Source organism: Azorhizobium sp. AG788 (genome assembly GCF_004364705.1).
Lineage (GTDB): Bacteria > Pseudomonadota > Alphaproteobacteria > Rhizobiales > Xanthobacteraceae > Azorhizobium > Azorhizobium caulinodans.
Window position 1 is genome coordinate 97,053 of the sequence record NZ_SOBM01000005.1, and the last position, 24,611, is coordinate 121,663.

The 24,611-nt window shown below is 67.5% G+C and carries 20 protein-coding genes; 10 read left to right on the top strand and 10 right to left on the bottom strand.

The window, feature by feature from the left end; translation table 11 throughout:
- Window positions 1-48 precede the first annotated feature (48 nt).
- Genes DFO45_RS14040 through DFO45_RS14050 form a run of 3 tightly spaced genes read right to left on the bottom strand, consistent with a single transcriptional unit; the run spans window position 49 to window position 4,398 of the window.
- A complete protein-coding gene (locus DFO45_RS14040) occupies window positions 49-1,575 on the bottom strand; it encodes a glutathione ABC transporter substrate-binding protein (RefSeq protein ID WP_012171519.1) in 1,527 nt (508 codons plus the stop codon).
- A 40-nt stretch (window positions 1,576-1,615) separates the two neighbouring features.
- Window positions 1,616-3,502 carry a dipeptide ABC transporter ATP-binding protein gene (locus tag DFO45_RS14045; RefSeq protein WP_133865361.1) on the bottom strand — a complete coding sequence of 629 codons (1,887 nt, stop codon included), beginning with the start codon at window positions 3,500-3,502 and terminating at the stop codon, window positions 1,616-1,618.
- On the bottom strand, window positions 3,499-4,398 hold the full coding sequence (locus DFO45_RS14050) for a MurR/RpiR family transcriptional regulator (RefSeq protein WP_133865362.1): 900 nt from the start codon (window positions 4,396-4,398) through the stop codon (window positions 3,499-3,501). Before DFO45_RS14050 ends, DFO45_RS14045 begins: the two co-directional genes overlap by 4 nt.
- 344 nt (window positions 4,399-4,742) lie before the next feature.
- On the opposite strand from DFO45_RS14050, the gene DFO45_RS14055 reads away from it, so the two are divergent.
- From DFO45_RS14055 to DFO45_RS14080, 6 genes are all read left to right on the top strand, one after another.
- On the top strand, window positions 4,743-5,462 hold the full coding sequence (locus tag DFO45_RS14055; protein ID WP_133865363.1) for a TetR/AcrR family transcriptional regulator: 720 nt from the start codon (window positions 4,743-4,745) through the stop codon (window positions 5,460-5,462).
- Window positions 5,463-5,482: 20 nt separating this feature from the next.
- Window positions 5,483-6,715, top strand: a complete 1,233-nt coding sequence (locus DFO45_RS14060; RefSeq protein WP_133865364.1) for an amidohydrolase family protein — start codon at window positions 5,483-5,485, stop codon at window positions 6,713-6,715.
- Between the two features lie 38 nt (window positions 6,716-6,753).
- A complete protein-coding gene (locus DFO45_RS14065) occupies window positions 6,754-7,974 on the top strand; it encodes an ABC transporter substrate-binding protein (RefSeq protein ID WP_133865365.1) in 1,221 nt (406 codons plus the stop codon).
- A gap of 280 nt (window positions 7,975-8,254) precedes the next feature.
- Entirely contained in the window at window positions 8,255-9,121 is an 867-nt protein-coding gene (locus DFO45_RS14070) for a branched-chain amino acid ABC transporter permease (RefSeq protein WP_043879447.1), read from the top strand.
- Window positions 9,121-10,005 (top strand): branched-chain amino acid ABC transporter permease, encoded by an 885-nt coding sequence (locus DFO45_RS14075; protein ID WP_012171526.1) that lies wholly within the window; start codon window positions 9,121-9,123, stop codon window positions 10,003-10,005. The genes DFO45_RS14070 and DFO45_RS14075 overlap by 1 nt, the downstream gene beginning before the upstream one ends.
- Window positions 10,002-10,763, top strand: coding sequence for an ABC transporter ATP-binding protein (locus tag DFO45_RS14080; RefSeq protein WP_133865366.1), 762 nt, complete (start codon window positions 10,002-10,004; stop codon window positions 10,761-10,763). The genes DFO45_RS14075 and DFO45_RS14080 overlap by 4 nt, the downstream gene beginning before the upstream one ends.
- Window positions 10,764-10,801: 38 nt before the next feature.
- On the opposite strand, the gene DFO45_RS14085 is transcribed toward DFO45_RS14080, so the two are convergent.
- Window positions 10,802-12,199, bottom strand: a complete 1,398-nt coding sequence (locus DFO45_RS14085) for an FkbM family methyltransferase (RefSeq protein WP_133865367.1) — start codon at window positions 12,197-12,199, stop codon at window positions 10,802-10,804.
- Between the two features lie 119 nt (window positions 12,200-12,318).
- On the opposite strand from DFO45_RS14085, the gene DFO45_RS14090 reads away from it, so the two are divergent.
- A complete protein-coding gene (locus DFO45_RS14090) occupies window positions 12,319-13,014 on the top strand; it encodes an ABC transporter ATP-binding protein (protein WP_012171529.1) in 696 nt (231 codons plus the stop codon).
- A 2-nt stretch (window positions 13,015-13,016) separates the two neighbouring features.
- On the opposite strand, the gene DFO45_RS14095 is transcribed toward DFO45_RS14090, so the two are convergent.
- The 4 genes from DFO45_RS14095 to DFO45_RS14110 all read right to left on the bottom strand — a co-directional run bounded on the left by DFO45_RS14095 (window position 13,017) and on the right by DFO45_RS14110 (window position 18,423).
- Window positions 13,017-14,435, bottom strand: a complete 1,419-nt coding sequence (locus tag DFO45_RS14095) for a UdgX family uracil-DNA binding protein (RefSeq protein ID WP_133865368.1) — start codon at window positions 14,433-14,435, stop codon at window positions 13,017-13,019.
- 7 nt (window positions 14,436-14,442) lie between these two features.
- Window positions 14,443-15,654, bottom strand: a complete 1,212-nt coding sequence (locus DFO45_RS14100; protein WP_133865369.1) for a putative DNA modification/repair radical SAM protein — start codon at window positions 15,652-15,654, stop codon at window positions 14,443-14,445.
- A gap of 87 nt (window positions 15,655-15,741) precedes the next feature.
- Complete coding sequence (locus DFO45_RS14105) at window positions 15,742-17,355, bottom strand: Na/Pi symporter (protein ID WP_133865370.1); 1,614 nt, start codon at window positions 17,353-17,355, stop codon at window positions 15,742-15,744.
- Window positions 17,356-17,460: 105 nt separating this feature from the next.
- A complete protein-coding gene (locus DFO45_RS14110; protein ID WP_133865371.1) occupies window positions 17,461-18,423 on the bottom strand; it encodes an NAD-dependent epimerase/dehydratase family protein in 963 nt (320 codons plus the stop codon).
- Window positions 18,424-18,513: 90 nt separating this feature from the next.
- Between DFO45_RS14110 and DFO45_RS14115 the strand changes: the two genes are divergently transcribed.
- The gene (locus DFO45_RS14115; RefSeq protein ID WP_133865372.1) at window positions 18,514-19,434 is read left to right on the top strand and encodes a LysR family transcriptional regulator; all 921 of its coding nucleotides are present in this window, start codon (window positions 18,514-18,516) and stop codon (window positions 19,432-19,434) included.
- Window positions 19,435-19,462: 28 nt separating this feature from the next.
- The gene (locus DFO45_RS14120; RefSeq protein ID WP_133865373.1) at window positions 19,463-19,816 is read left to right on the top strand and encodes an ArsC family reductase; all 354 of its coding nucleotides are present in this window, start codon (window positions 19,463-19,465) and stop codon (window positions 19,814-19,816) included.
- Between the two features lie 6 nt (window positions 19,817-19,822).
- Here the strand turns inward: DFO45_RS14120 and DFO45_RS14125 are convergent, their stop codons facing one another.
- The gene (locus DFO45_RS14125; RefSeq protein ID WP_133865374.1) at window positions 19,823-21,163 is read right to left on the bottom strand and encodes a sigma-54 dependent transcriptional regulator; all 1,341 of its coding nucleotides are present in this window, start codon (window positions 21,161-21,163) and stop codon (window positions 19,823-19,825) included.
- 3 nt (window positions 21,164-21,166) lie between these two features.
- Window positions 21,167-22,930 carry a cache domain-containing protein gene (locus DFO45_RS14130; protein ID WP_245518095.1) on the bottom strand — a complete coding sequence of 588 codons (1,764 nt, stop codon included), beginning with the start codon at window positions 22,928-22,930 and terminating at the stop codon, window positions 21,167-21,169.
- 336 nt (window positions 22,931-23,266) lie between these two features.
- Here DFO45_RS14130 and DFO45_RS14135 point away from each other — a divergent pair, with 336 nt between their 5' ends.
- Window positions 23,267-24,607 carry a dicarboxylate/amino acid:cation symporter gene (locus DFO45_RS14135; protein WP_133865375.1) on the top strand — a complete coding sequence of 447 codons (1,341 nt, stop codon included), beginning with the start codon at window positions 23,267-23,269 and terminating at the stop codon, window positions 24,605-24,607.
- Window positions 24,608-24,611 lie beyond the last annotated feature (4 nt).

Sequence of the window (24,611 nt, forward strand, 5' to 3'; positions counted from 1 at the left end):
TTAGGGGGCAGCGGGAGGGCGTTCAGCGCTCCCGGCCCCGGCCGAGTGTCACTTGAACTCGGCGGTTTCCACCACGAAGCCGCGATCCGGCAGCATGTAGACGCCGGAGAGGGACTTCGACTGGACCGTGATGAGCTGCGAGGCCCCGAGGAAGATCCACGGCGCATCCTCCCAGATGCGCTGCTGCGCGTCCTTATAGAAGGCGCCGCGCTTGGCCGGATCGGCGGTTTCCAGCGCGCCTTCGAAGTCAGCGTCCACCTTCTCGTTCTTGTAGTAGGCGACGTTGAAGAGGTTCGGCGGGAAACCCTTGCCCCACAGCAGCGGACGCAGCGCCCAGTCGGCATCGCCCGTGGAGGACGACCAGCCGGTGTATTGCATCTGCACGGTCGCATCCTCGGGCTTCTGCACCGACCAGATGCGCTGCGCCTCGACACCGGCCTCAAGCGGCGTGACCGTCACCTTCACGCCCACCTGCGCCAGCTGCTGCTGGATGAACTGCATGGCACGGATGAAGGTGGTGTTGTTGCGGGAGAAGATCTCGGTCTCGAACCCGTTCGGATAGCCCGCTTCCGCGAGCAGCGCCTTGGCCTTGGCCACATCATAGGCATAGGGCTTCTGCGGCTCGTAGAAGCCGAGCAGGTCGGGCAGCGGCGAGAGCGAGGGCGTGCAGTAGCCGTTCTCGACCACCTTGCAGTAGGCGGCCTTGTCCACGGCATAGTTCATCGCCTGGCGCACGCGCGGGTCGTTGAACGGCTTCTTCATCGTGTTCATCGCCACGTACCAGCCGACGATGGACGGGCGGCGCACCACTTCGAGGTTCGGCAGCTTTTCCGCCACCGGCACCAGTTCCGGCGGGAACACCGTCGCATATTGCGCCTCGCCGGCCTGCAGCATGGCAAAGCGGCTGCCGTTCTCCGGCACGGAGCGGATGGTCACGGCCTCCACCTTGGGCCAGCCGGCCTTCCAGTAATTGTCGTTCTTCTCCACCTCGAAGGTGTCCGCCGCCCAGCGCTTGAACTTGAAGGCGCCGGTGCCCACGGGATTGCGAGCAATGTCCTTGCCGTACTTTTCCATGGCGGCAGGCGAGATCATCACCAGCGCCGGATGGGCGAGCGTGTTGATGAGCGCGCCGAAGGGCGTCTTCAGCACGATCTTGACCGTGCTGTCGTCCACCACGTCCACGCGGTCGAGCATGGAGATGAGCGAACGGCGGGAGAGCTTGTTGTCGGGGTTCGCAAGGCGTTCGAGGCTCGCCTTCACCGCAGCGGCGTTGAAGTCGGTGCCGTCGTGGAACTTCACACCCTTGCGCAGGCGGATGGTGAATTCCGTCGCATTGTCATTGGCCTCGTAGCTCTCGGCGAGCACGGGCACGATCTTCATGTCGCGATCAAAGCCGAAGAGACCCTGATAGACGGTTCGCATGGCCGTCTGGGACAGGGTGTCGTTGGCGTTCATGGGATCGAGGCCGGTGAGATTGTCCGGCACGACGACCACGAGCGGCTTCGCCAGCGCCAGCCCCGGCGCCATGGCCAGCGCCGCCAGCAGGCCGGCAGTCATGAGGGATTTGAGACGCATCCGGTTTTCCTCTTGTCTGGGAAGGTGTTGTTGGAAAACTTCAGGAGAAGTCACCGATCGGGTGACGGGCCACGAAATGGCCCTCCCCCACTTCGACCAGCGGCTCAACCACCGGCAGGTCCCCCAGCGCGCGCACCGCGCTCGGGATTTCGCCCTCCAGCAGCGGGCGCGCACGATCGCGCCGCGCCGGATCAGCGATCGGAACCGCCGCCATGAGGCGACGGGTATAGGGATGGGCCGGACGGTCAAACACCGCCTGACGGGGGCCGATCTCGACGATCTGGCCGAGATACATCACCGCCACGCGGTGGCTCACACGCTCCACCACCGCCATGTCATGGCTGATGAAGATGTAGGACAGACGCCTCTTCTCCTGCAATTCCATGAGCAGGTTCACGATCTGCGCCTGAATGGATACGTCGAGCGCCGCCACCGCCTCGTCGGCGATCAGCAGTTCCGGCTCGGAGGCGAGGGCGCGGGCGATGCAGATGCGCTGGCGCTGGCCGCCGGAGAATTCATGCGGGTAGCGTCGGGCATGCTCAGGCGAGAGGCCCACATCGCGCAGCAGGTCCGCCACGCGTTCCTCGACCTCGCGCCCCTTGGCGAGGCCGTGGGTGGTGAGCGGCTCGGCGATGGAGAAGCCGACGGTGAGCCGCGGATCAAGGGACGCGAAGGGATCCTGGAAGACGTACTGAATCTTCTGGCGGATGCGCCGGCGCTCCTCGGCACCCATGGCCAGCAGATTGCGGCCATGGAACAGGATTTCCCCGGACGTTGCCTCCTGCAACTGCATGATGGTGCGGCCGGTGGTGGACTTGCCGCAGCCGCTCTCGCCCACCAGCGCCAGCGTCTCGCCGCCCTTCACGTTGAAATTCACCTGCTCCACCGCATGGACGCGGCCCGACAGGCGGCCGAACATGCCCTTGCGCACATCGAAGCGGGTCACGAGGTTCTTCACCTCCAGTACCGGCGTGTCGCCCTCAACCGTGTCCTGCGGCGGAGCCTCCGTATAGGCGCTGCCGCCGGCATCGTTCAGCACCACCAGCGGGAAGCGGCGCGGCAGCGGCTCGCCGGCCAAGGCGCCGAGACGCGGCACGGCGGAGAGAAGCGCGCGGGTGTAGGGATGCTGCGGCTTTGCGAACACCTCTTCGGAGATGCCCTCCTCCACCTTGCGACCGTGGCGCATCACCAGCACGCGGTCGGCCACCTCCGCCACCACGCCCATGTCATGGGTGATGAACAGGACGGCCATGCCCATCTCATCCTGAAGGATGCGGATGAGGCGCAGGATCTGGGCCTGGATGGTGACATCGAGGGCCGTGGTGGGCTCGTCCGCCACCAGAAGCTTGGGCCGGCAGGCGAGCGCCATGGCGATCATCACGCGCTGGCGCATGCCGCCGGAGAGTTGGTGGGGGTGGCGGTCCAGCAGGCTCTTGGCGCCGGGAATGCGCACCTTCTCCAGCATGGCCAGCGCCTCGGCCCGTGCCGCCGCCCGGCTCGCGCCCTGATGCAGCCGCACCGCCTCGGCGATCTGCTCGCCGATGGTGAACACGGGGTTCAGCGAAGTCATCGGCTCCTGGAAGATCATGGCGATCTCGTTGCCGCGGACCGCATTCATGGCCGGCAAGGGCAGCTTGGCGAGATCGCGCACCTGGCCGTCCCGGCCCCGGAAATGGAGGGCACCAGAGGAGATGCGCCCGCCGCCGAACTCCACCAGCCGCATGAGCGACAGGGAGGTGACGGACTTGCCGGAGCCGCTCTCGCCCACCACCGCCAGCGTCTCGCCGGGATTGATATGAAAGGACAGGTCATCCACGGCGCGGAAGGTGCCGTCCTCGCCGGGGAAATCCACGCACAGCCCTTCCACCCGCACCAGCGCGGACGCGGCGGCGGACGTGGGCGCAGCGGAAAGCGGGGTCACGGTCATGGCAGGAGCCTTCCGGCAAGGATCGGGCGGTCGGGCGCTTCGGCCACCGCATCATGGAGGAAGGGCGCGATGCGCCGCGTGAGTTCGGCCGCATCACCCGCGCTCTGGCGCCGGGCCGTGAGCAGCGCCACGAGCGCCTCGAAGAGCGCAACGAGCGCGGTGGCGGATGCGTGAAGGAGGGGATGCTCGGCGGGGCCGAGCAGAAGGAGGTCGGCTTCCAGCGCCAGCGGAGACGACAGGCTGTCGGTGATGCCGATTATCCGAGCGCCCTGCGAGCGCATGCCGCGGGCGAGTTCGATGGTGGAGAGGGAGTAGCGCGGCAGGGCCAGGGCGATCACCACGTCACCGGCCCTCACGTTGAAAGCGCGGCGGATCATGCGCTCTTGCCCACCCTGCCCGTCAAGGATCATCTGGGCCCGGCAGAAGGGAATCAGCATGTCGGCCAGCAGCCCGACCAGAGGCGCGCTGAGGCCGAAGCCCAGGAACACCACCCGGTCCGCCGACGACACCGCCTCCGCCGCCTGCCGGAAGACATCCGCATCGGCAACCGCACGGGCGGCGCGCAGATTGGCAAGGCCGGAGTCGAGGGAAGCCTGCACATGATCGGTATCGCGGCCGGAGGCCGCCGCCTGCGCCTCCAGCTTCTCGACCGGGCTCAAGGGCCGGAAGCTCGCCACCGCCAAAGCCCGGAACTGCGAGAAGCCCTCAAGGCCGAGCCCACGCACGAAACGGTTGATGGTGGCGACCGACACTTCCGCCGCGGCCGCCAGATCCTCAATGCCCATGGTCGCCGCCTGCAGAGGGTGGCGCAGCACGAAGTCGGCCACGCGGCCGTGCAGCGGCGTCATGCCGGCACGATGGGCGCGGACGAGATCCACGAGCGAAAGCGGTGTCACGGAAACGCGCAATCCTGAGGCGTGAGCGAAGGAGTTGAAAAAATATGTGTCAGAATATGACGGGCATGCAACGATAATTTTCACTCACATGCCCAGCGTGTGGGCAAGTCGCAACATCGCCTGCAATCTGACCAGATGCCGCTGTGCCCCCGATAGGGGATTTGCGAACGCAATCAGGTATATGCGCGAGGGTGGATGGGCGCGGCGCGCGGATCGCCCGCGACATTGCGCCCGCCCTTCCCGCGCAAACCGGCGTCTCCGCTGGACAAACGGCGGGCAGATGCCTCTTCGCAATGCAGTAATAAACAGACTTGACTGTTTGTAAGTGCAATGCCTTGCTAGCCATGCTTTCAACGGTCGAGGTCAAGGCGGTGGCGGAGCGGCGCAGGCGATCCCAGCATGAGCGGACGGCGGAAACGTCCGCGCGCCTGCTCAACGCGACTATCGACCTGCTGCACGACAACGGCTTCTCCCGCCTCTCCACGCCGCAGATCGCCGCGCATGCGGGCGTCTCGCGCGGAGCGCTCACGCATCACTTCTCCAGCAAGGAGGAGCTGATCACCGATGCCATCAACGACATGCTGGAGCGCGTGACGGCGGACCTCCACCGCTTCGCGGAAGACATCGCACGACGCGGCGGCTCCAGCGACGAGATCGTCGATTACATCTGGCAGATGATGTCCGATCGGCTCTTCTACGTGACGATGGAATATCTGCCCGAGGCCCGCCACAACGACGAGTTCAAGGAACGCCTGATCCCGGTGGTGAAGAAGTTCCATGCCGGCCTTGATGCCATCTGGATGGCCCTCGCCGCCCGTCGCGGGGCCGATCCGGAAAAGACCCGCACGGTGATGAACACCACCATGTGCCTCGTGCGCGGCATGATCGCCCAGACGGTCTTGCGCGAGGACCCCAGCTATTTCAATGAGATGCTCGCCTTCTGGAAGGCCCAGGTGGCGCAGCATTTCCCGGAGGAGATCGCGAGCGAGACGCGCCTTGCCTCCCCTTCCCGTTCCCAATCCCCGGCCGCGCGCGCTTCGGCCGCGACGGTGGCGGGCAAATAGACCTTCCGGAGTATCGAGACATGGCCCTGCTGATCACCAACGCGCACATCGTCGACGGCACCTCTGCGGAGCGTGGCGAGAAGGTGGACGTTCTCGTCGAGGGCGATGTCATCCGCGAGGTTGCACCGAAGATCGCCGCCGCCTCCGCCGAGGTGATCGACCTCAAGGGCCGCACGCTGATGCCCGGCCTCATCGACGCCCATGTCCATACGATCGCCTGTCTCGCGGACCTTGGCGCCAACGCCAAGCTGCCGGACAGCCTGGTTGCCGTGCGCGCCATGAAGCTGCTGGGCGAGATGCTGATGCGCGGCTTCACCACCGTGCGCGATCTCGGCGGCGCCGACCGCGGCCTCAAGGTGGCGGCGGCCGAGGGCTTCCTCCCTGCCCCCCGCATCGTCATCTGCGGCAAGGCGCTGAGCCAGACCGGCGGCCATTGCGATTTCCGCGGCCCCTATGACGACCGCGAGACGACCCGCACCGGCTTCCGCCTCGGCGCCCTCGGCCGGGTGGTGGACGGCGTGCCGGAAATGCGCCGCGCCGCCCGCGAAGAGATCAAGGGCGGGGCGGATTTCATCAAGATCATGGCCAATGGCGGCGTCGCCTCGCCGACCGATCCGATCCACTTCCTCGGCTTCGCCCGCGAGGAACTCCTCGCCGTGGTGGAAGAGGCTCAGAACGCCGGCACCTATGTCTCCGCCCATCTCTACACGGATGAAGGCATCCGCCGTGCGGTGGAATGCGGCGTCCATTCGCTGGAGCACTGCAACCTCATCAAGGCCGACACCGCCAAGTTCGCTGCCGAACAGGGCGCCATCGCCGTGCCGACGCTCGTGACCTACGACAAGCTGTCGAGCGAGGGCGCCGCCATGGGCTTCCCCGCGGGCTCGGTGGCCAAGATCGACAACGTCCGCCTCGCCGGCATGGAATCCATCGCCGTCATGCGCGCCGCCGGCCTGCCCATGGCCTATGGCTCGGATCTGCTGGGCGAAATGCACCGCCACCAGTCGGAGGAGTTCGTCATCCGCGGCCGTGTGCTGCCGGCGCATGAGGTGATCGCCTCCGCCACCACCATCGCCGCCAGGCTGCTGCGCATGGAAGGCCAGATCGGCACCGTTGCCCCCGGCGCTTTCGCCGACCTCATCGCCGTCGATGGCGATCCCCTGAAGGACCTGTCCCTGCTCACGGGCCAGGGCCAGCACATGCCGCTCATCATGAAGGGCGGCGTCTGCGTGAAGCGTACCGCGCTCAACTGAAAAACAAGCACAACCTCCAGACCGAAGGGATCGAAGCCGTGACCCTCTCCCGCCGCCAGACGCTCGCCGGCCTTGCCGGAGCCCTGCTTCTGCCCACGCTTTCCCGCGAGGCCCTCGCCCAGACGGCGACCTTCCGCATCGGCGCGCTGAACCCGATCACCGGTGCCGGCGCGCCTTACGGCACCGGCATGCAGAAGATGATCCTCGCCGCCGCCGAGATGGTGAATGCGGACGGCGGCGCCGGCGGCCGCAAGCTCGAGGTCTCCGCCGAGGACACCCAGACCCAGCCGCAGGCGGCGGTTCTCGCCGCAAAGAAGCTCATCGAGGTCAACAAGGTGCAGGCCATCCTCGGCACCTGGGCCTCGGGCGTCTCGCTCGCCGTGGCCCCCCTCACCAATGACGCCGGCATCCTCCTGATGCACACCTCCGGCGCGCCCGCCCTCTCCGTGCCGCCGGCCAATGCCAAGGGCCTGCTCTACCGCTTCCAGGCAACCAACGACCGCTTCGGCCGCGCCTTCGCGGAGATCGCGCAGAAGGAAGGCTTCAAGCGCCCGGCCACCATGGCCTTCAACAACGCCTCGGGCATCGGCAACACCGAGGGCTTCCGCAAGGCGTGGGAGGCCAAGGGCGGCAAGGTGGTCGAGAACGTGGTCTATGAGCCCAACCAGCCGAGCTATCGCGCGGAGCTGCAGAAGGTGCTGGCGGCGAAGCCCGACGTGATCGTGATGGGCTCTTATCTCGCCGACACCACCATCATCCTGCGCGAGTGGTTCCAGACCGGCGAGACCACCAAATTCATCATTCCCGCCTGGGCCGCCAATCCGGACCTCGTGAAGGCCCTCGGCCCCGAGGTGACGGAAGGCATCATCTCGGTGGACAGCATCTCCAACGAAGGCTCGGACGCCTTCAAGTCGTTCGATGCGGCCTACCAGAAGGCCATGGGCCAGTCCGGCCTCAACAATGTCTATGCGGCCATGACCTGGGACATGGTGGTGGTGCTGGCCCTCGCCATGGAGGCCGCCGGCCCCAATGCGGACGTTGCCGCCATCTCCGCCAAGCTGCGCGAAGTCGCGGGTCCCGGTGGCAAGACGGTCTCCACCTTCGCCGAAGGCAAGGCGGCGCTGAAGTCCGGCAAGATCGACTACCAGGGCGCCTCCTCCATCCTGGACTTCGACCAGTATGGCGACGTGACCCCGGACTTCGCGGTGTCCTTCATCAACAAGGGCAAGTTCGACCGCAAGTATATCGTGAAGCTCTGACCACGATCCCGAACGTCGCCGGTCCGTTCCGCCGCCGCCCCTCTCCCTCTCCCCGGGCGGCGGCAGGACCGGGCCGGTGACGTCCCGCCCGGTCTCCCCGCCGGGCGGGACAACCCATCTGCGATCCACCGGCCCATGCCGGGAGGCCGATCACCTCCGGGGCGAAGACCGCCCTTCCCCGCCCGCCTTTGGCGACGGCAGAGGACCAGACAAACGTGACGCTCGTGCCCCCACCTTTCCGCCACATGGCGCTGCCGCCCGCCCGCTCCGGGAGGTTCGCATGAGCGCGTTTCTGGAACTCGCGATCAGCGGCCTCATGTCCGGGCTGGTCATCGGCCTTGCGGCGCTGGCGCTGACCCTGGTCTTCGGCGTCGCCCGTTTCGCCAATGCGGCCACCGGCGATTTCATGACCTGCGGCGCCTATGCGGCACTGGCCGGCTTTGCCGCGTCCGGCTCCATCGTCGTGGGCGGCATTGCGGGCCTCGCGGCCGGCGCCATTGCGGGCGTCCTCTCCTATCTGCTGGTGTTCCGCAAGCTGGAGGGACGTCCCTCCGTCTCGGCCCTGCTCGCTTCCATCGGCGTCGGCTTCTTCATCCGCGCGGTGCTCGGTCTCTTCTATGGCCACGGCCAGCAGGTGTTCCAGCTGCCGCTGGTGCGCCCCTGGCGCTATTTCGACCTGCGCATCCAGCCCAACGACCTGAAGATCGGCATCACCGCGCTGGCGGTCCTTGTCGCGGTCTTTCTCATCCTCCACGCCACCCCCATCGGCCGGCGCATGCGCGCGGTCGCCGACGATCCGATGCTGGCCCGCGTCTCCGGCATCGCGCCCCGTCAGGTGATGCTGGCGCTCTGGGCGCTGGGCGGCGCCGTGGCCGCCCTCGCCGGCGTGCTGCTCGGCATCAAGACCGTGGTCTCGCCCGAGATGGGCTGGGAGATGCTCATCCCGGTCTTCGCCGCCGCCGTTCTCGGCGGCATCGGCCACCCGGTGGGCGCGGTGCTGGCCGGCGTCATGCTCGGCGTATTGCAGGAGATCGCCACGCCTTATGTGGGCTTCACCTACAAGCTGGCGCTCGCCTTCGTCATCCTGCTGGTGGTGCTGCTGGTGCGGCCCAAGGGCCTGTTCGGCCGCGTGGAGGGGGTGCGCTGATGGACGCCTATCTCATCGCCATCGCCATCATCGGCGCGCTCTACGTGCTGCTGGCCCTGGGACTGAACCTCCAGTACGGCCTCACCGGCATCGTCAATTTCGGCCATGTGGGCTTCTTCTGCGTGGGTGCCTACACCACCGCCATCCTGTGCGAGCACGGTGTGCCGATGGTCGTGACATTCCCGCTCGCGGCGCTGCTCGCCATGCTGGCCGCCTGGCCGCTGGGGCTCGTCAGCATCCGCCTCAGGGAAGACTATTTTGCCATCGTCTCGCTCGGCTTCTCGGAAGTGGTGCGGCTCGTCGCGACCAGCGAGCGCTGGCTGACCAATGGCGTGCAGGGCATCGCCGGCATCCCCAAGATGTTTGGCATGCTCACCGGCACGCCCCAGGCTCTGGCGGTGCTCGGGCTTCTGGTGGTGCTGAACCTCATCGCCATCGCCGCCATGTGGCGCATCGTGCGCTCGCCCTTCGGGCGCATGATCGAGGCCATCCGCGACAATGAGGAGGCGGTGAAGGCGCTGGGCAAGGACCCAGCCGGCTTCAAGATCCAGGTTCTGGTGCTGGGCGCCGGCCTCGCGGGCATCGCGGGCGCGGTCTATGCCCATTACATCGGCTTCATCGCGCCCGAGCAGTTCGTCCCGCTCATGACCTTCCAGATCTGGATGGCCATCATCATGGGCGGCGTGGGGCGCATCTCCGGCGCGCTGGTTGGCGCGGTGATCCTGATGTTCTTCCTGGAGGGCTCGCGCTTCCTGCGCGATCTCCTGCCCTTCATCTCGGAAGTCTCCATGGCGAGCGTCCGGCTCGGCGTGGTGGGTCTGGCACTCATCCTCTTCACCATGTACCGCCCGCAGGGCCTGATGGGGGATTTCACCCGCAAATGACCCTCTCGATCCAAGGACTGACCAAGGCCTATGGCGGCCTGCGCGTGGTGGACGAGGTGCGCTTCGAGGTGCCTTCCGGCGCGCTCGTGGGCGTGATCGGCCCCAACGGCGCCGGCAAGTCCACGCTCTTCTCGCTCATCACAGGCTTCCTCGCTGCCGATGGCGGCAACGTCGCCTTCGAGGGCCGCGCCCTCGGCCGGGCGAGCCCCATGGAGCGGGCGCGCGCGGGCATGGTGCGCACCTTCCAGGTGCCGCGCGAATTCTCCCACCTGACCGTGCGCGAGAATCTGATGGCCGCTTATCCCAAGCAGTCGGGCGAGCGGCTCATCGACACCTTCTTTCGTCCCGGCCGGGTGAAGGCCGAGGAAGCCGCCATCGCCCGCGAGGTGGAGGAGACCATCGCCTTCCTGCGGCTTCAGAAGGTGGCCGATGTGCCCGCCGGCCGCCTCTCGGGCGGACAGAAAAAGCTGGTGGAACTCGGGCGCGCGCTGATGACTGGCGCACGCATGATCCTGCTCGACGAGCCCTTCGCGGGCGTCAATCCGGTCCTGATCGAGGAATTGTCCGTGCGCATCCGCGAACTCAATGCGCGGGGCATCGGCTTCCTCATCATCGAACACGACTTGCCGGCCCTGAACAAGCTGGTCTCGACGCTTCACGTGATGGACCGAGGCCAGCTCATTGCCTCCGGCACGCCCGCCGAGGTGCTCGCCAACCCGCGCGTGCGCGATGCCTATCTCGGAGGCGCGGCGGCCTGATGGGGGCGGACGGCGCCGTTTCCCGACGCCATTCTGCGCTAGCCGCGGCTCAGCGCACGGAAGGGCGCCGTCATACGCCACGCGGGGCTCGACGTGATGCGCCGGAGCGTCGCTTCCAGCCGCGCCGCATGAGTCTCGGCTCGCGCGGCGCGATCGGCTATTTCTGCGCCGGCGACCTCCAGGCGGACCTTGTCCTGTTCGAGGGCGAACTTTTCCGCCTGCAATCGCGCCTTGTCCGCCAGCAGCACGGCCGTTTCCTGCTCGAATGCGGCTCGCTCGCGGACCAGGGCCGCCGTCTCCTCCGCAAGGCGGCCGGTGGAAACTTCGAGCTGCTGCTGAAGCGTGTCGCGCTGCTGTTCCGCCGCTTGCAGGCTGACAGACAGCGCATCCACCTGCTGGCGGGTGGCAGCGAGGAAGCCTGCCTGTTCGTCGAGCATGGCCCGCAGGCGGCCGCTCTCGGCTTCACGGGCCGCAGCGCGCTCCTCACTTGCCCGGGTCACCTCGATCAGCGCCGAGCGCAGCGCGTCCCGCTCCGCCTCAAGACCGCGCGCGGTCGCGTCGCGCTCGGCATAGGCCTGCAGTTGGGCGTCGAGGGCGCCCTGCACATGGGTGGCGAACGCCTGCAGGTGCGCGGCGTGCGCCTCCGCGCTCTCGGCCCGCGCCCGAAATTGCTCGCGCTCGGCGTCGAGGACGCGGGCGGAAATCTCGCTGCCGGTCCCATACTGAAAGCCGTCGAAGACGTTGGGCGGGTATTCGAAGCGCCCCCGCAGATGCGCCTGCTCATTTGCGAGGTAGAAGCGATTGAGGCCGTCCGCATAGACGAACTGGTATCCAGCCTCCAGCAGGAGGCCCTCCCAGTCGGCGAAATCCTGCTCCTGCGTCATGGGCTTTGTGGCCTCGCAGAGCACGATCCACGGCCGGAATGCTGCGAAATCCATGCCCTCGATGACGGCGCGCGTACCGCCCTCGACGTCGATCTTGAGGAAGTGGATGTCGCCCGTGACATGGGCGCGGCAGATGCTGGCCAGCGTCAGTGCTTCGACTTCAACCGCCGAGCCGAAGAAGCCGATGCGCGCGTGCGCTTCACACACCTCCGCGTCCGTCGTCGAAAGGCCGGTATCGTCAATGTCGAAGAACTGGATGCGGCCATCATAATTGGTCGCGGCGGCGTGGATGTTGATGTCGCGCGTCCGCTCCTTCTGCAGCAGGTCAAAATAGCCGCGATTGGCCTCCACATTGATGCCGTGCCAGCCGCGCGCATAGAAGACATGCGTCACGGAGTGCATCAACGGGTCGTTTGCGCCGACGTCGATGTAGAAGCCCTCGCTCACGTCGCGCAGGGCCCGCCACAGCATGACGTCTTCGAAGTTCTGCGCCAACGACACGAGCGACATACCCACCCCCACTCCAACGCGACGAGCCCGCCCCAGCGTCACTCTGCAACACAGAAAGGCCACAGTCCGGCACGGAGTCAACGGGGCAGGTTGGCCGCAAAGACTTAAGCCCGAACCCGTTTTGCCCCGCACCGCAGCAAGCTTCCGGAAGATCAACGCACATGCTCACCATCGAAACGCTCGCCGGCGGCTATGGCGAAGTGAATATCCTCAACGGCATCGATCTCACCCTTTCGGCGGGAGAGATCCTGACGGTGGCGGGGACCAACGGAGCCGGCAAGTCCACGCTCGCCAAGGCGGTGGTGGGGCTCTTGCCCCGCGTGACCGGCAAGGTGCTGCTGGAGGGGCGCGACATCACCCTCATGCCCGCCGAGCAGCGGGCGCGGGCCGGCATCGGCTATGTGCCGCAGGTGGCGAACGTCTTCCCCTCCCTCTCGATCCACGACAATCTCGCCGTGGTGGAGGGCGTGGCCGACAAGGGCGCGCGCATTGCCGAAATGATGGAGATGTTTCCTGCGCTTGCCGAGCGGCGCCGTTCGCGGGCGGGCAGCCTCTCGGGCGGTGAGCGCCAGCAACTGGCCTTTGCCCGCGCGCTGATGACGCGGCCCGGCGTCATCGTGCTGGACGAGCCCACGGCCGCTCTGTCCCCGGCCAAGGTGGACGAGAGCTTCCAGCGGATCGCGGCGCTGGCGAAGACCGGCACCGCCGTCTTCCTCATCGAGCAGCGCGCGCGGCAGGCGCTGGCCATTTCCCACCGGGGCGCCATCCTCGACGGCGGAAAGGTGGCACTCTCCGGCGATGCGGCGAGCCTGCTGGCGGACGAGCGGGCGGCCAAGCTCTATCTCGGCCACGGCTGATCTCAGCCGGCGAGATAGGGCGCCGCCAGACGCAGGTCCGCGACGAAGCGGTCATATTCGCGCGCCCGGGCTTCCGCATCCGGCAGGCGCAGCAGATAGGAGGGATGAACGCTCACCAGCGCGTCCCGCCCCTCAAGTGGCATGATACGCCCGCGACTTTCGCCCACGCGCACCGCGCGGCCGGACACCGCCTGCGCGGCGCTGGCGCCCAGCGCCACCACAAGGCGCGGCCGCACCAGAGCGATCTCCCGCGCGAGCCACGTGTTGCAGGCGCGGATCTCGACGGGATTGGGCGACTGATGGAGGCGCCGCTTGCCCCGCGGCTCGAACTTGAAGTGCTTCACCGCATTGGTGACATAGGCCCGCGCCCGCTCCAGCCCAGCATCCTGCAGGGCCTGATCGAACAGCCGCCCGGCCGGCCCGACGAAGGGGCGCCCGTCCAGATCCTCCTGATCGCCCGGCTGCTCGCCCACGAACATCACCGGCGCATCGGCCGGCCCCTCGCCGAAGACCGTCTGCGTCGCCGGCGCCCAGAGCGGGCAGGCCCGGCAGCCGCTCGCCTGCGCCTTCAGCGCCTCAAGGTCATCGGCTGGTGCCGCATCGGAGGCCGCCTTTTCGAGGCGGTGGGGGCGCGGGTTGGCGGGTGTCGCAGCATGGGCAATCATCTCGCCCGCCCGGCGCTCGGCATCGGCGATGAGAGGGGCGATCAGCGCGGCCTCCGGCAGGTTGCGCCAGTATTTCACCGGCATTTCGGACTTCATGGCGCTGATCTTCAGCCGGGCCGGATTGAAGATGCTGGCGTAATAATCCCGCCACAGCGTCTCCATGGCATCGTCCGCCGGCGCCTCGGCCCGCGTGCCGCCGGGACCGAAGGTGAGCGTTTCGCCATCCCAATGGGCGCTCGCCTCCGGCGTCAGGATCGACCATTTCATGCCGGCGAACCGCCGCTGGAAGAAGGGGGCGTTGGTTTCCAGAATGTGATGCTCAGGCTCGAACCATGCGACGAACCACTCCGCCCCCGCCACCTCCACCTGCCGGAAGCGGACGAAGGCGCGCATCTTGTGAATGTCGCGCCGCACGGATTTCGCCATGCCCTCCACCCGCGCCACATCGCTGTCCATGGCGATGGAGAGCAGGCCAGGTTCAGCCCGCAGGCGCACCAGCAGGCGATAGAGCAGTCCGAAGCGCTCCCGGTCCCGGTGCAGGAAGGCGGTTTCCGCCAGCCGCAGGAAGCCGCGGGGCACGGTGAACTGGGCGACAGGCGTGTCATCGGGGAGCGGGGCGCCCGCGCCGAACAGGTCCGCCGCCCCGCCGACGCTCCACACCACGTCGCGCGGCGCAACGGCCGCACCGATGAGGGTTCGCGCCGCCTTCCGCCAACCGGCGAAATCCGTCTCGCTCTCCAGTCGCACATGGATCATCGCCGCCTCACAAGGCGAGCTCGAGCTGGCGCGGCTTCGGCGCGAGCCGGACTTCCAGATCCGTCCGGTCCAGAAGGGCGCCGGGCCGATGGTCAGCGCAGATGATGAAGGGCATGGCCTTGGCGAGCGGCACCTTGAGCCGCGTCAGATCCTCCAGCCGCACCGCCCGCACGCGCCGGGCGGCGATAATGCGTTCCACCGCCGTGCGGCCGAAGCCCGGCACGCGCAGCAGTTCGCCCTTCTCCGCCCGGTTCACGTCGAGGGGAAACCGCGCGCGGTTGCGCAGGGCCCAGGCGAGCTTGGGGTCCATGTGGAGCGGCAGGTTGCCCTCTCCCTCCGCCACGATCTCCTTCGGCTCGAAGCCGTAGAAGCGCATCAGCCAGTCCGCCTGATAGAGTCGATGCTCGCGCACGAGAGGCGGCGGCTCCGGCGGCAAGAGGCGGCTGGCATCGGGAATGGGGCTGAAGGCGGAATAATAGACCCGCTTGAGGCGGTAGGCGCCATAGAGATTGGCGCTGGTGGCGAGGATGGTGCGGTCGTCCATGCCGTCCGCGCCCACGATCATCTGCGTGCTCTGGCCGGCGGGCGCGAAGGCGGGCGCGCGCTTTTCCGCTTGCGCCTCCTCGATGCGCGCCCGCATGCGCCCCATGGAGCGGCGGATGGCCCGCACGTCCTTCTCTGGCGCCAGCGTCTTCAGGCTGGTCTCGGACGGCAGCTCGATATTGATGGAGAGCCGGTCCGCATAAAGGCCCGCCTCTGCCAGCAGTTCCGGGCTGGCATCGGGAATGGTCTTCAGATGGATGTAGCCGCGGAAGTCGTGCTCCATGCGCAGCGTGCGCGCCACCGCCACCACCTGCTCCATGGTGTAGTCCGGCGAGCGGATGATGCCGGACGAGAGGAACAGACCCTCGATATAGTTGCGGCGATAAAAGTCGAGGGTGAGGTCCACCACCTCCGCGACCGTGAAGCGGGCGCGCGGAACGTTGGAGGACGAGCGGTTCACGCAATAAAGGCAGTCGAAGGCGCAGGCGTTCGTCAGCAGGATCTTGAGCAGCGAGATGCAGCGCCCGTCAGGGGCGTAGGAATGGCAGATCGCTCCTTCCGTCGAGCCGATGCCGCGCCCGGACAGGGAATCGCGGCGAGTGGTGCCGCTGGAGGCGCAGGAGGCGTCATATTTGGCCGCATCCGCGAGAATGGAAAGCTTGCGACGGAGATCCATGCGGATAGTATGTTCACGTTTTGTTCCATATGCAACAACGCCGGATGACCCGGCGCTGCGATGGGTGGGAGAATTCGCTAGGCAAGCTCAGCGGGCGAGGTTGCCCACATAGTGATTGAGCTGCCAGACGGCGTGCTCGAACATGTTGGCGGTGGACCAGACCGCCTGCCGGTCGGCAGCGGACAGGTCCGGGGCGCGGGTCCAGAGATCCTCGCGCAGCTTCTTCATCAGCGCCGAGCGATCGCCTGTCAGGGTCGAAAGGGTCTCCAGCGTGTCGGCATCGACGCTCTCAGCCTCGGTGACGACCGTCGCGGTCAGCGCATGGGCGCTCTCCGCCAGCGCACCGGCAAAGCCCTTGGCTGCGGGGGCCGCCTTGAGGCCGGAGAGCCCCTGCGCCAGGGCGGCGAGGCTGTCGTTCAGGGTCTTGAGGATCTGGTTGGCGTTCCATAGCCGCATGAGCTCATCGAGCTGCTCCTGATCGCCGGGCATCTGGAGCCGCTTCTTCAGGAAGCTGTCGATGGTGGCGGTCAGTTCCTGTCCCGCCTGTTTGAGTACCTTGGGCGAGGCGCCCACCACCTGCGGCTCGACACCCTCCAGATCGTCATCCTTCTCGCTGCGCACCTTGGAAAGGAAGAAGGGCAGCCGGCGCAGCAAGCGCATCTGCTCCTGCTCCACCATGCCGATGGCGGCCAGCGGCTCCACGGCGTCGTTGAACTGGATGTAGCGCGGCTTGCCGAGCGCCTCCTGCGCCGTCTCGGGGCTCAGCCGCTCCACCAAGGCGAACAGTGGGCCATTCAGCGCGGACGCCACCACCGCCGAGACGATCTGGAACATCCAGTGCACGATGGTGACCTGAAGGGCCGCGTCGCCCGTGATGCCCCGCACCAGCGCCTCGATCAGCGGCACATGGGCGTAATGCTCGATCATCAGCAGCGGCAGCATCACGCCGACGCCGACCAGCTTCAGGATGAGCTGGTAGAGGTTGAGCTGCCGCGCGGTGCCTGCGAGGCCGGAGCCCTGCACGATGGACATGATGCCGGCACCGAGATTGGCCCCCACGACGATGAGGAAGGCCTGATCGAGGCCCAGCACGCCGCCGTCCACCAGCGCGAGGGCGATGATGGAAACCGTCTGCCCCTGGATGACGGCGGCGAGCGCCGTGCCGGCGATGAAACCCCAGAGGTAGAAATGGTTGGCAAAGGCGAGAACCGCCTGCACGCTTGGAGAGTTCCGCAGCGGCACGGAGGCCTGCACCATCATCTGCACGCCGAACAGCAGCAGCGCGAGGCCCATCAGCGCGGCCACGAGGTTGCGGTACTTTGCGTCCCGGTCATAGCCGAACAGGAAGGCGAGGCCGATGAGGCCGATGGCGGTCGAAATGACCGCGCCAATGTTCAGGGAGGCGAGCAGCAGGCGCAGCGTCGAGCCGGCATACGACCAGGTGACGATGGGCATGGCGCTGCGCACCGTCGCCGCCCCGGCGCTCACGAGGCTGATGACGATGAACGTCACCGCATTGGTGCTCTGGATGACGGCGCCGGCGGCAATGCCCGCGAACATGGCCTTAATGGGATGACCGGTGGCCCGGCCCACCAGACGGTGGAAGCGGGGGCCTGCCACCTGCTTCATATTAGCGGTAAGAAACTGCGTTCCGATGAAGATGAAGCCCAACCCGGCGAAGAGGCCGATGGCGATGGTCACGTATTGCCCCCAGCGAATGACGGTAACGGCTCAGGTCCCGCGCTCTTTAGACCATCGTTTTTGCCACGGCCAGTTGACCTTTAGGTCCACACCAAATGTGCCAGTTCAAGAGATGTGCAGCCCCGCCAGCGTCGCCCGGACGGCCTGAGGGAGGGGCGTGCGCGGCTCCATTCCGAGGAAGGTCACGAGCTGCGTGTTGCGCATGTGCAGCGGCACCCGCCAGAGGTAGCGCATCTCCTTGAGTTCCCGCAGCGTGGTATTGAACGGCGCCGCAAGCGGCAGCAGCCACCAGGAAAAGCCCTTCACCGGCACGGCGCGGCCAACCCCTTCGCGGATCGCCTCGATCATGCCCCGGCCGTCCGCATCCCAGAAGCCTTCGAAATGGAAGCGGGCCAGCGTCGGCAGGTCGTCACGCTCCAGAAGGCGCACGATCGTTTCCGCGACATCCGGGAGATAGGCCCATTGATGGCCGGTGCCGGCGCCGGGATCGGCAATGGCCTTGAGACGCCCCTCCGGCTTCACAAGGCCCTGCGCGAACCAGCTGTTGCGGGTCCGCGGCCCGAAGAAATCGCCGCAGCGCAGGATGAGCACCGGCACGCGCTGGGCTGCGGCAACGTCCAGCCTCTGCTCCATCTCCACCCGCAGCCGCCCCTTCTTTGTCGTCGGGTTCTGGGGCGCGGCTTCATGGGGATCAGAAAAGGCATCGGGGCCGTAATTGTAGACGGTGCCCGGCAGTACCACCCGCGCGCCAACGCTGCGGGCGGCGGCGATGGTGTTTTCCAGCATCGGCACCACCAGCTTCTCCCAAGCCCGATAGCCGGGCGGGTTGACGCCATGGACGATCACCGCACAGCCCTCCGCCGCGCGCAGGACGCTGCCGGCATCCATGGCATCGCCAGCGATCCAGACAGGTGCCGTGTCGGGGAAGGGCCAGCGCCGCGCGGCGCTTACGGGGTCGCGCACGAGGGCACACACCTCCCACCCCCGGCGGATGAGCGCCGCCGCCGTCTCGCCCCCGACCCCGCCGGTGGCGCCCAGCACCAGCGCCGTCCTGTTCGTGATGGTCATGTCCTCACTCCTTCATTCATGACGGCACAGTGCACCGGCGCGACGTCTGACAGAATTGTCAAAGGCGTGCGCATGGCTAGTATGTTTTTGATGAGCCTTCTCGCCTCGGACTGGGAAAACCAGCGCGCCTTCCTCGCCGTCCTACGCACAGGCAGCCTGTCTGCCGCGGCGCGGGAACTCGGCCTCGCGCAGCCGACGGTGCGCCGAAGGATCGAGGCGCTGGAGCAGGCCCTCGGCACGCCACTCTTCACGCGCTCGCCCGCCGGCCTCCTCCCCACCGAGGCTGCCCGGACGCTCGGCCCCCATGCGGAAGCCATGGCCGCTGCCGCCGCCGCATTCCAGCGCGCGGCCTCGGGCCCGCGCGCGGAGGTCTCGGGCACCGTGCGCATCACCGCCAGCGACATGATCGGGACGCAGGTGCTGCCCGGCCTGATCGAACCGCTGATGGCACGTCACCCGCGCCTGACGCTGGAAGTCCACCTCTCCAACCGCACTCAGGATCTGCTGCGGCAGGAAGCGGACATCGCCGTGCGCATGGTGCGGCCCACCCAGTCCGCTCTGGTCATCCGCGCCATCGGCATCGTGCGCCTCGGACTGTTCGCGACGCCAGCCTTCGTGGAACGGCATGGGATGCCGGAGCGCCTCTCCGACCTGTCCCGCTATCCGCTGATCGGTCCGGACCGCGACGCCGCCGACCTGCGGGCCACCGAACAGTTGCTGGGGCCGGACGTTCCGGGCGCCCTCACCTATCGCACGGACAATCACCCCGCACAGTTCGCCGCCGTGCGGGCGGGCCTTGGGATCGGCGTCTGCCAGGTCAATCTTGCGGCTCGCCCCCCGGCGCTGATCCCGATCCTGCCCGAGGCGTTCGAGATGCGGCTCGACACCTATCTGGTGATGCACGAGGACCTGAAGCGCGTGCGGCGTGTGCGCGTGGTGTTCGACCATCTGGCCCGCACGCTGGGCGCCTATTGCCACGGCACGACAGAGCCCACGTCCGGCGTGCTATAGGAGCCCCTCGCAAGCAAAGGAGCGCGCCGTGGCGGACACGCTGACCATCTATGGCATCAAGAACTGCGACACCATGAAGAAGGCCCGGGCCTTCCTCGAGGAGAAGGGCGCGGCCTACGCCTTCCATGACTACAAGACCGCCGGCATCGACCGGAAGCGGCTGGAGGGCTGGATCGGGGCCGTGGGTTGGGAACCACTGCTCAACAAGGCCGGAACCACCTTCAAGAAGCTGCCCGATGCGGACCGCGCGGACCTCACGCAGGAGAAGGCGATCGCCCTGATGCTGGCGCAGCCCTCCATGATCAAGCGCCCGGTGCTGGAGAAGGGCGGCCGCATCCTCGTCGGGTTCAAGCCGGCGGACTATGAGGCCTTCATCGCCTGAGCCGGTTCAGGCCCGGCCGGCGGGGCGGAACGCATTCTGGTCGATGCCGTGGCGATGCAGCTTGTCGTAGAAGGTCTTGCGAGGGATGCCGAGGGCCTTCACGGTCGCCTGAACATCGCCCTGTGCCGTAGCCAGCGCCGCGCGGATCTGCTCAGCCTCGAAGGCTTCCACCCGCTGCGGCAGGGTCAGGCTCGTATCGGGCAGGACAGCGGCGGCGGCGGGCGGATCGACGAGGCCGAGGGCCACACGCTCGGCATAATGCATCAGCTCGCGCACATTGCCCGGCCAGTCGTGCGCTTCCAGCCGGTCGAGCACCGGCCGCCCCACCAGCGGCGGCTCGCGGCGGAAACGCTTGGCCGCATGCGCGAGGAAATGGCCGAACAGCAGCGCAATGTCCGAGCGCCGCTCGCGCAAGGGCGGGATGCGCACGGCCGCTACGTGCAGCCGGTAATAGAGATCCTCGCGGAACTTGTCGGCCCGCACCAGTTCTCGCAGGTCGATCTTCGAGGCGGTGACGACGCGGATGTCCACCTTGCGCGCTTCATTGGCGCCGAGCGGGATCACCTCGCGGGCTTCCAGCACCCGCAGCAGCTTCACCTGCAAGGCCGGTGACATGGCCTCGATCTCGTCGAGGAAGAGCGTGCCGCCATTGGCGAAGGCGATGCGCCCCACCCTCTTCTTGAGCGCCCCGGTGAAGGCACCCGCCTCATGGCCGAACAGCTCGCTCTCGATCATCGTCTCCGGCAGCGCACCGCAATTGACCGCGACGAAAGGGCGGGTAGAGCGATGGCTCAACCGATGGAGCAGGTTCGCCACCACTTCCTTGCCGCTGCCGGTCTCCCCTTCCACCAGCACGTCCACATCCGCATCGGCAAGCTGGCGCAGGGTCTGGCGCAGGCGCTCCATGGCCGGATCGGCACCGAGCAGGGGAAATTCCTCTCCCGCCGCCTCCGCGGCGCGCTTAAGTTCGCGGTTTTCCAGCACCAGCCGGCGCTTCTCCAGCGCGTGGCGGATGCTGCCGAGCAGGCGATCACCCGCATAGGGTTTGGCGAGGAAATCATAGGCCCCCTCGCGCATCGCCTCCACGGCCATGGCGATGTCGCCATGGCCGGTGATGAGGATGACCGGGAGTTCCGGATCGACCTTTCTCAGACGGCGGAACAGCTCGAGCCCGTCGATGCGCGGCATGCGCACGTCGCTCACCACCACGCCGGGAAAGGTCGGGTCGATGGCATCGAGCGCGGCCTGCGCCGAGCCGAAGGGCGCAACGGTGAGGCCGGCGAGCATGAGGGCCTGCACATTGGCCGCCCGCAGGATCTCGTCGTCGTCGATGAAGGCCACGTCCATGGATCAGGCTCTCGGCAAGGTCAAAGTGAAGACGGCGCCCGGCCCTTCGCCGGCGCCGAAGGTGCCGCCGAATTCGGCGACGATGTCCCGCGAGATCACCAGCCCGAGGCCGAGGCCGGTGGACTTGGTGGTCACGAAAGGCATGAAGAGGGCCTCGCGCACCTCCTGCGGCAGGCCCGGCCCGTTGTCGGAAACCGTAACCGTGACACGCCCATTGTCGGCGCGGGCCTCGATGCGGATGCGCCCTCCGGCACGCTCGCCGATGGCTTCGGCCGCGTTCTGCAGCAGGTTCACGAACACCTGCTCCAGACGCACCGGAGCGACGGCCACGGAAATCTCCTCGGGGCCGAGATCCACGTCCAGCACGATGTCGCCCTGGCGCAGCCGGTGGCCCACCAGCAGGCGCGCACCGTCGATCACCTCGCGTAGCGGCACGCGGCTGATCTCGGGCGGCGTCTTGCGGGCGAAATCGCGCAATTCGCCGGTGATGATGCCGACCCGCTCGGTAAGATCGCCGATGATGGCGAGGTTGGCGCGGGCGGTCGACTCGTCGCCCCGGTCAAGGAACTGCCGGGCGTTCTCCGCGAAGGTGCGGATGGCGGCCACCGGCTGGTTCACTTCATGGGCGACGCTGGCGGCGATCTGGCCGAGCACCGCGAGCTTGCTGGCCTGCACCAGTTCGTCCTGCATCTCGTTGAGGGCCACCTGCGTGCGGCGGCGCTCCTCGATCTCGCCCCGCAGCCGGTCATTGGCGGCGGAAAGCTCCATGGTGCGCTCCGCAACGCGGGCCTCAAGCTCGCGGCGGGCCAGCGCCTGCTGCTCGCGCTCCTCCTCCAGCCGCCGCCGCCGCGCCACCCAGAAGCCGACGCTGCCGATGCCGGCGATCGCCAGCAGCAAGGCGAGCGAGCGGGCCGCCGTGGTGGCAAGCGCCACCGAGGGGGCCGTCGGCGCCAGAAGATGCAGTGTCCAGCCGGTGGTGGGGACGGGCGCATCCACCTCGACAAAATCCTGTCCTGCGAGCGAGGGCGGCGCGAGCGTCAGGACCGTCCCCGGCAGGTCCGGCGCCGGGCGGATGGGGAGGAGATCGAGGGGCGCGTCGCCGAATTGCAGGCTTGCGCGGATTTCCGCACGCTGGTCCTCAGGGATGGGAACGGTGGCCCGGAAGCGCCACGCCGGCTCGCTCGCCACCAGCACGATGCCGCGCTCGTCGGCAGCATAGGTCGGCTCGGCGAAGCGGCGCCACTCCTCTTCCACGGCGTCGAACTCGGCCTTCACCACGATGACGCCGATGGGCTGGCCGTCCTTCTCCAGGCGGCGGGAGAAATACAGGCCCGGCCGGTGGCTCACAGTGCCGAAGGCGAAGTGCTCCGCCTGCCCCACCTCCATGCTGCGCCGGAAATAGGGGCGGAAGGAATAATCGTTGCCGACGAAGCTCTCAGGCGTGAGATAGTTGCTGGCCGCGATGGTCATGCCCTCGCGGTCCAGCAGATAGATGGCGCCCGCGCGGGTGGCTCCCGCCAGCACGTCCAGCCGGGCATCGAGGGCGAGGATGCGCGCCTCGTCGGGCCGCTCGAGCGCCGCGAGCACACCGGGGTCCTCCGCCAGCACTTGCGGCAGCGTGCGCTGCTTCTCGATCTCGCTGCGGAGCATGGCGACCCGCAGACCCACAGCGGCTTCCGCCGCGACCCGCACCTCGGACAGCGCCCAGCGCTCGGCCCCCCGGCGCGCCGCCGCGTCGAGGCCGATGAGGCCCGCCAGGGCGAGCACGCCCAGAAAGAGCCATGATACCGGGCGAGCCTTGGATCCCTGACCGCCCGGGCGATCACGCAGAGGGGTCGTCACCGGAATTCCTCGGCCCCCGTGCGAAAATCCGCACGCGCCAGCCCGCTTCAATGTGCGACTTTCCGCACACAGCGTCAATCCGGCGTGAGACGGGCGGAAACTCTTCCTTAAGATTCAACGACATGCCGGAGCGCGATACCCAGCCCTCCCTTGGCACGGACCTTGCGACATCGTCGGCGGGTAGTTGCCCCCTTCAGCTTCATCCGGTTCGCACGGCGCCCGTGTCCAAAAGGCGCTGATGGACCGACAGGAGAGACGTCCATGGCACCGGTCATTCCCGCCGCGAGCGCGCCGCACAAGCCGCGCAAGTTCTATCAGCACCTTTACGTCCAGGTTCTGGCCGCGATCGCCATCGGCATCCTGCTCGGCCATTTCTATCCGGACCTCGGCACCCAGATGAAGCCGCTGGGCGATGCCTTCATCAAGCTGGTGAAGATGGTGATCGCGCCGGTGATCTTCCTCACCGTGGTGACCGGCATCGCCGGAATGCGCGATCTGGCAAAGGTGGGCCGCGTGGCCGGCAAAGCCATGATCTACTTCCTCACCTTCTCCACCCTCGCGCTCATCATCGGCCTCATCATCGCCAATGTGGTGCAGCCCGGCGCCGGCATGCACATCGCGCCCGCCTCGCTGGATCCGAAGGCGGTCGCCAGCTACGCCGCCAAGGCGCATGACGCCTCCATCATCGGCTTCCTGATGAACATCATCCCGGATACGCCGATCAGCGCGCTCGGCTCCGGCGACATTCTCCAGGTGCTGTTCTTCTCCGTGCTGTTCGGCATTGCGCTGGCCGGCGTGGGCGATCGGGGCGAGCCGGTGATGAACGTGCTGGTTTCCGCCTCGCAGGCGATGTTCCGGCTGGTGCACATCCTCATGAAGGCCGCACCCATCGGCGCCTTCGGCGCCATGGCCTTCACCATCGGCCGCTACGGCATCGGCTCGGTGGCGAACCTCGCCTTTCTCATCCTCACCTTCTACATCACGTCCTTCCTGTTCGTGGTGGTCGTGCTGGGCCTCGTGGCCCGGTACAATGGCTTCTCCATCTTCGCGCTGCTGCGCTACATCAAGGAAGAGCTGCTGCTCGTGCTCGGCACCTCCTCCTCGGAAGCCGCGCTGCCGAGCCTCATCGAGAAGATGGAGCGGGCCGGCTGCCGCAAGTCGGTGGTGGGCCTCGTCATTCCGACGGGCTACTCCTTCAACCTCGACGGCACCAACATCTACATGACGCTCGCCGCGCTCTTCATCGCGCAGGCGACCGACATCCACCTCAGCCTGGGCGACCAGATCCTGCTGCTGCTCGTGGCCATGCTCTCCTCCAAGGGCGCGGCCGGCATCACCGGCGCCGGCTTCATCACGCTGGCCGCCACGCTCTCCGTGGTGCCCACCGTGCCGCTGGCCGGCATGGCGCTGATCCTCGGCATCGACCGCTTCATGTCGGAATGCCGGGCCATCACCAACTTCATCGGCAATGCGGTGGCAACCATCGTCGTCGCCCGCTGGGAAGGCGAACTGGACAAGGACAAGCTCGCCGCCGCCCTCTCCGGCCGCATCTCGGTTGAGGATGACGACCTGCCGATCGAGGCGACCTCTCCGGCCGAGTGACCGG

Coding starts and splice junctions, on each gene's coding strand:
- DFO45_RS14080 (WP_133865366.1), top strand. CDS start 10,002: ATGACCCTCTCGATCCAAGGACTGACCAAGGCCTATGGCGGCCTGCGC.
- DFO45_RS14135 (WP_133865375.1), top strand. CDS start 23,267: ATGGCACCGGTCATTCCCGCCGCGAGCGCGCCGCACAAGCCGCGCAAG.
- DFO45_RS14070 (WP_043879447.1), top strand. CDS start 8,255: ATGAGCGCGTTTCTGGAACTCGCGATCAGCGGCCTCATGTCCGGGCTG.
- DFO45_RS14125 (WP_133865374.1), bottom strand. CDS start 21,163: ATGGACGTGGCCTTCATCGACGACGACGAGATCCTGCGGGCGGCCAAT.
- DFO45_RS14040 (WP_012171519.1), bottom strand. CDS start 1,575: ATGCGTCTCAAATCCCTCATGACTGCCGGCCTGCTGGCGGCGCTGGCC.
- DFO45_RS14045 (WP_133865361.1), bottom strand. CDS start 3,502: ATGACCGTGACCCCGCTTTCCGCTGCGCCCACGTCCGCCGCCGCGTCC.
- DFO45_RS14055 (WP_133865363.1), top strand. CDS start 4,743: ATGCTTTCAACGGTCGAGGTCAAGGCGGTGGCGGAGCGGCGCAGGCGA.
- DFO45_RS14110 (WP_133865371.1), bottom strand. CDS start 18,423: ATGACCATCACGAACAGGACGGCGCTGGTGCTGGGCGCCACCGGCGGG.
- DFO45_RS14090 (WP_012171529.1), top strand. CDS start 12,319: ATGCTCACCATCGAAACGCTCGCCGGCGGCTATGGCGAAGTGAATATC.
- DFO45_RS14100 (WP_133865369.1), bottom strand. CDS start 15,654: ATGGATCTCCGTCGCAAGCTTTCCATTCTCGCGGATGCGGCCAAATAT.
- DFO45_RS14075 (WP_012171526.1), top strand. CDS start 9,121: ATGGACGCCTATCTCATCGCCATCGCCATCATCGGCGCGCTCTACGTG.
- DFO45_RS14060 (WP_133865364.1), top strand. CDS start 5,483: ATGGCCCTGCTGATCACCAACGCGCACATCGTCGACGGCACCTCTGCG.
- DFO45_RS14095 (WP_133865368.1), bottom strand. CDS start 14,435: ATGATCCATGTGCGACTGGAGAGCGAGACGGATTTCGCCGGTTGGCGG.
- DFO45_RS14115 (WP_133865372.1), top strand. CDS start 18,514: ATGAGCCTTCTCGCCTCGGACTGGGAAAACCAGCGCGCCTTCCTCGCC.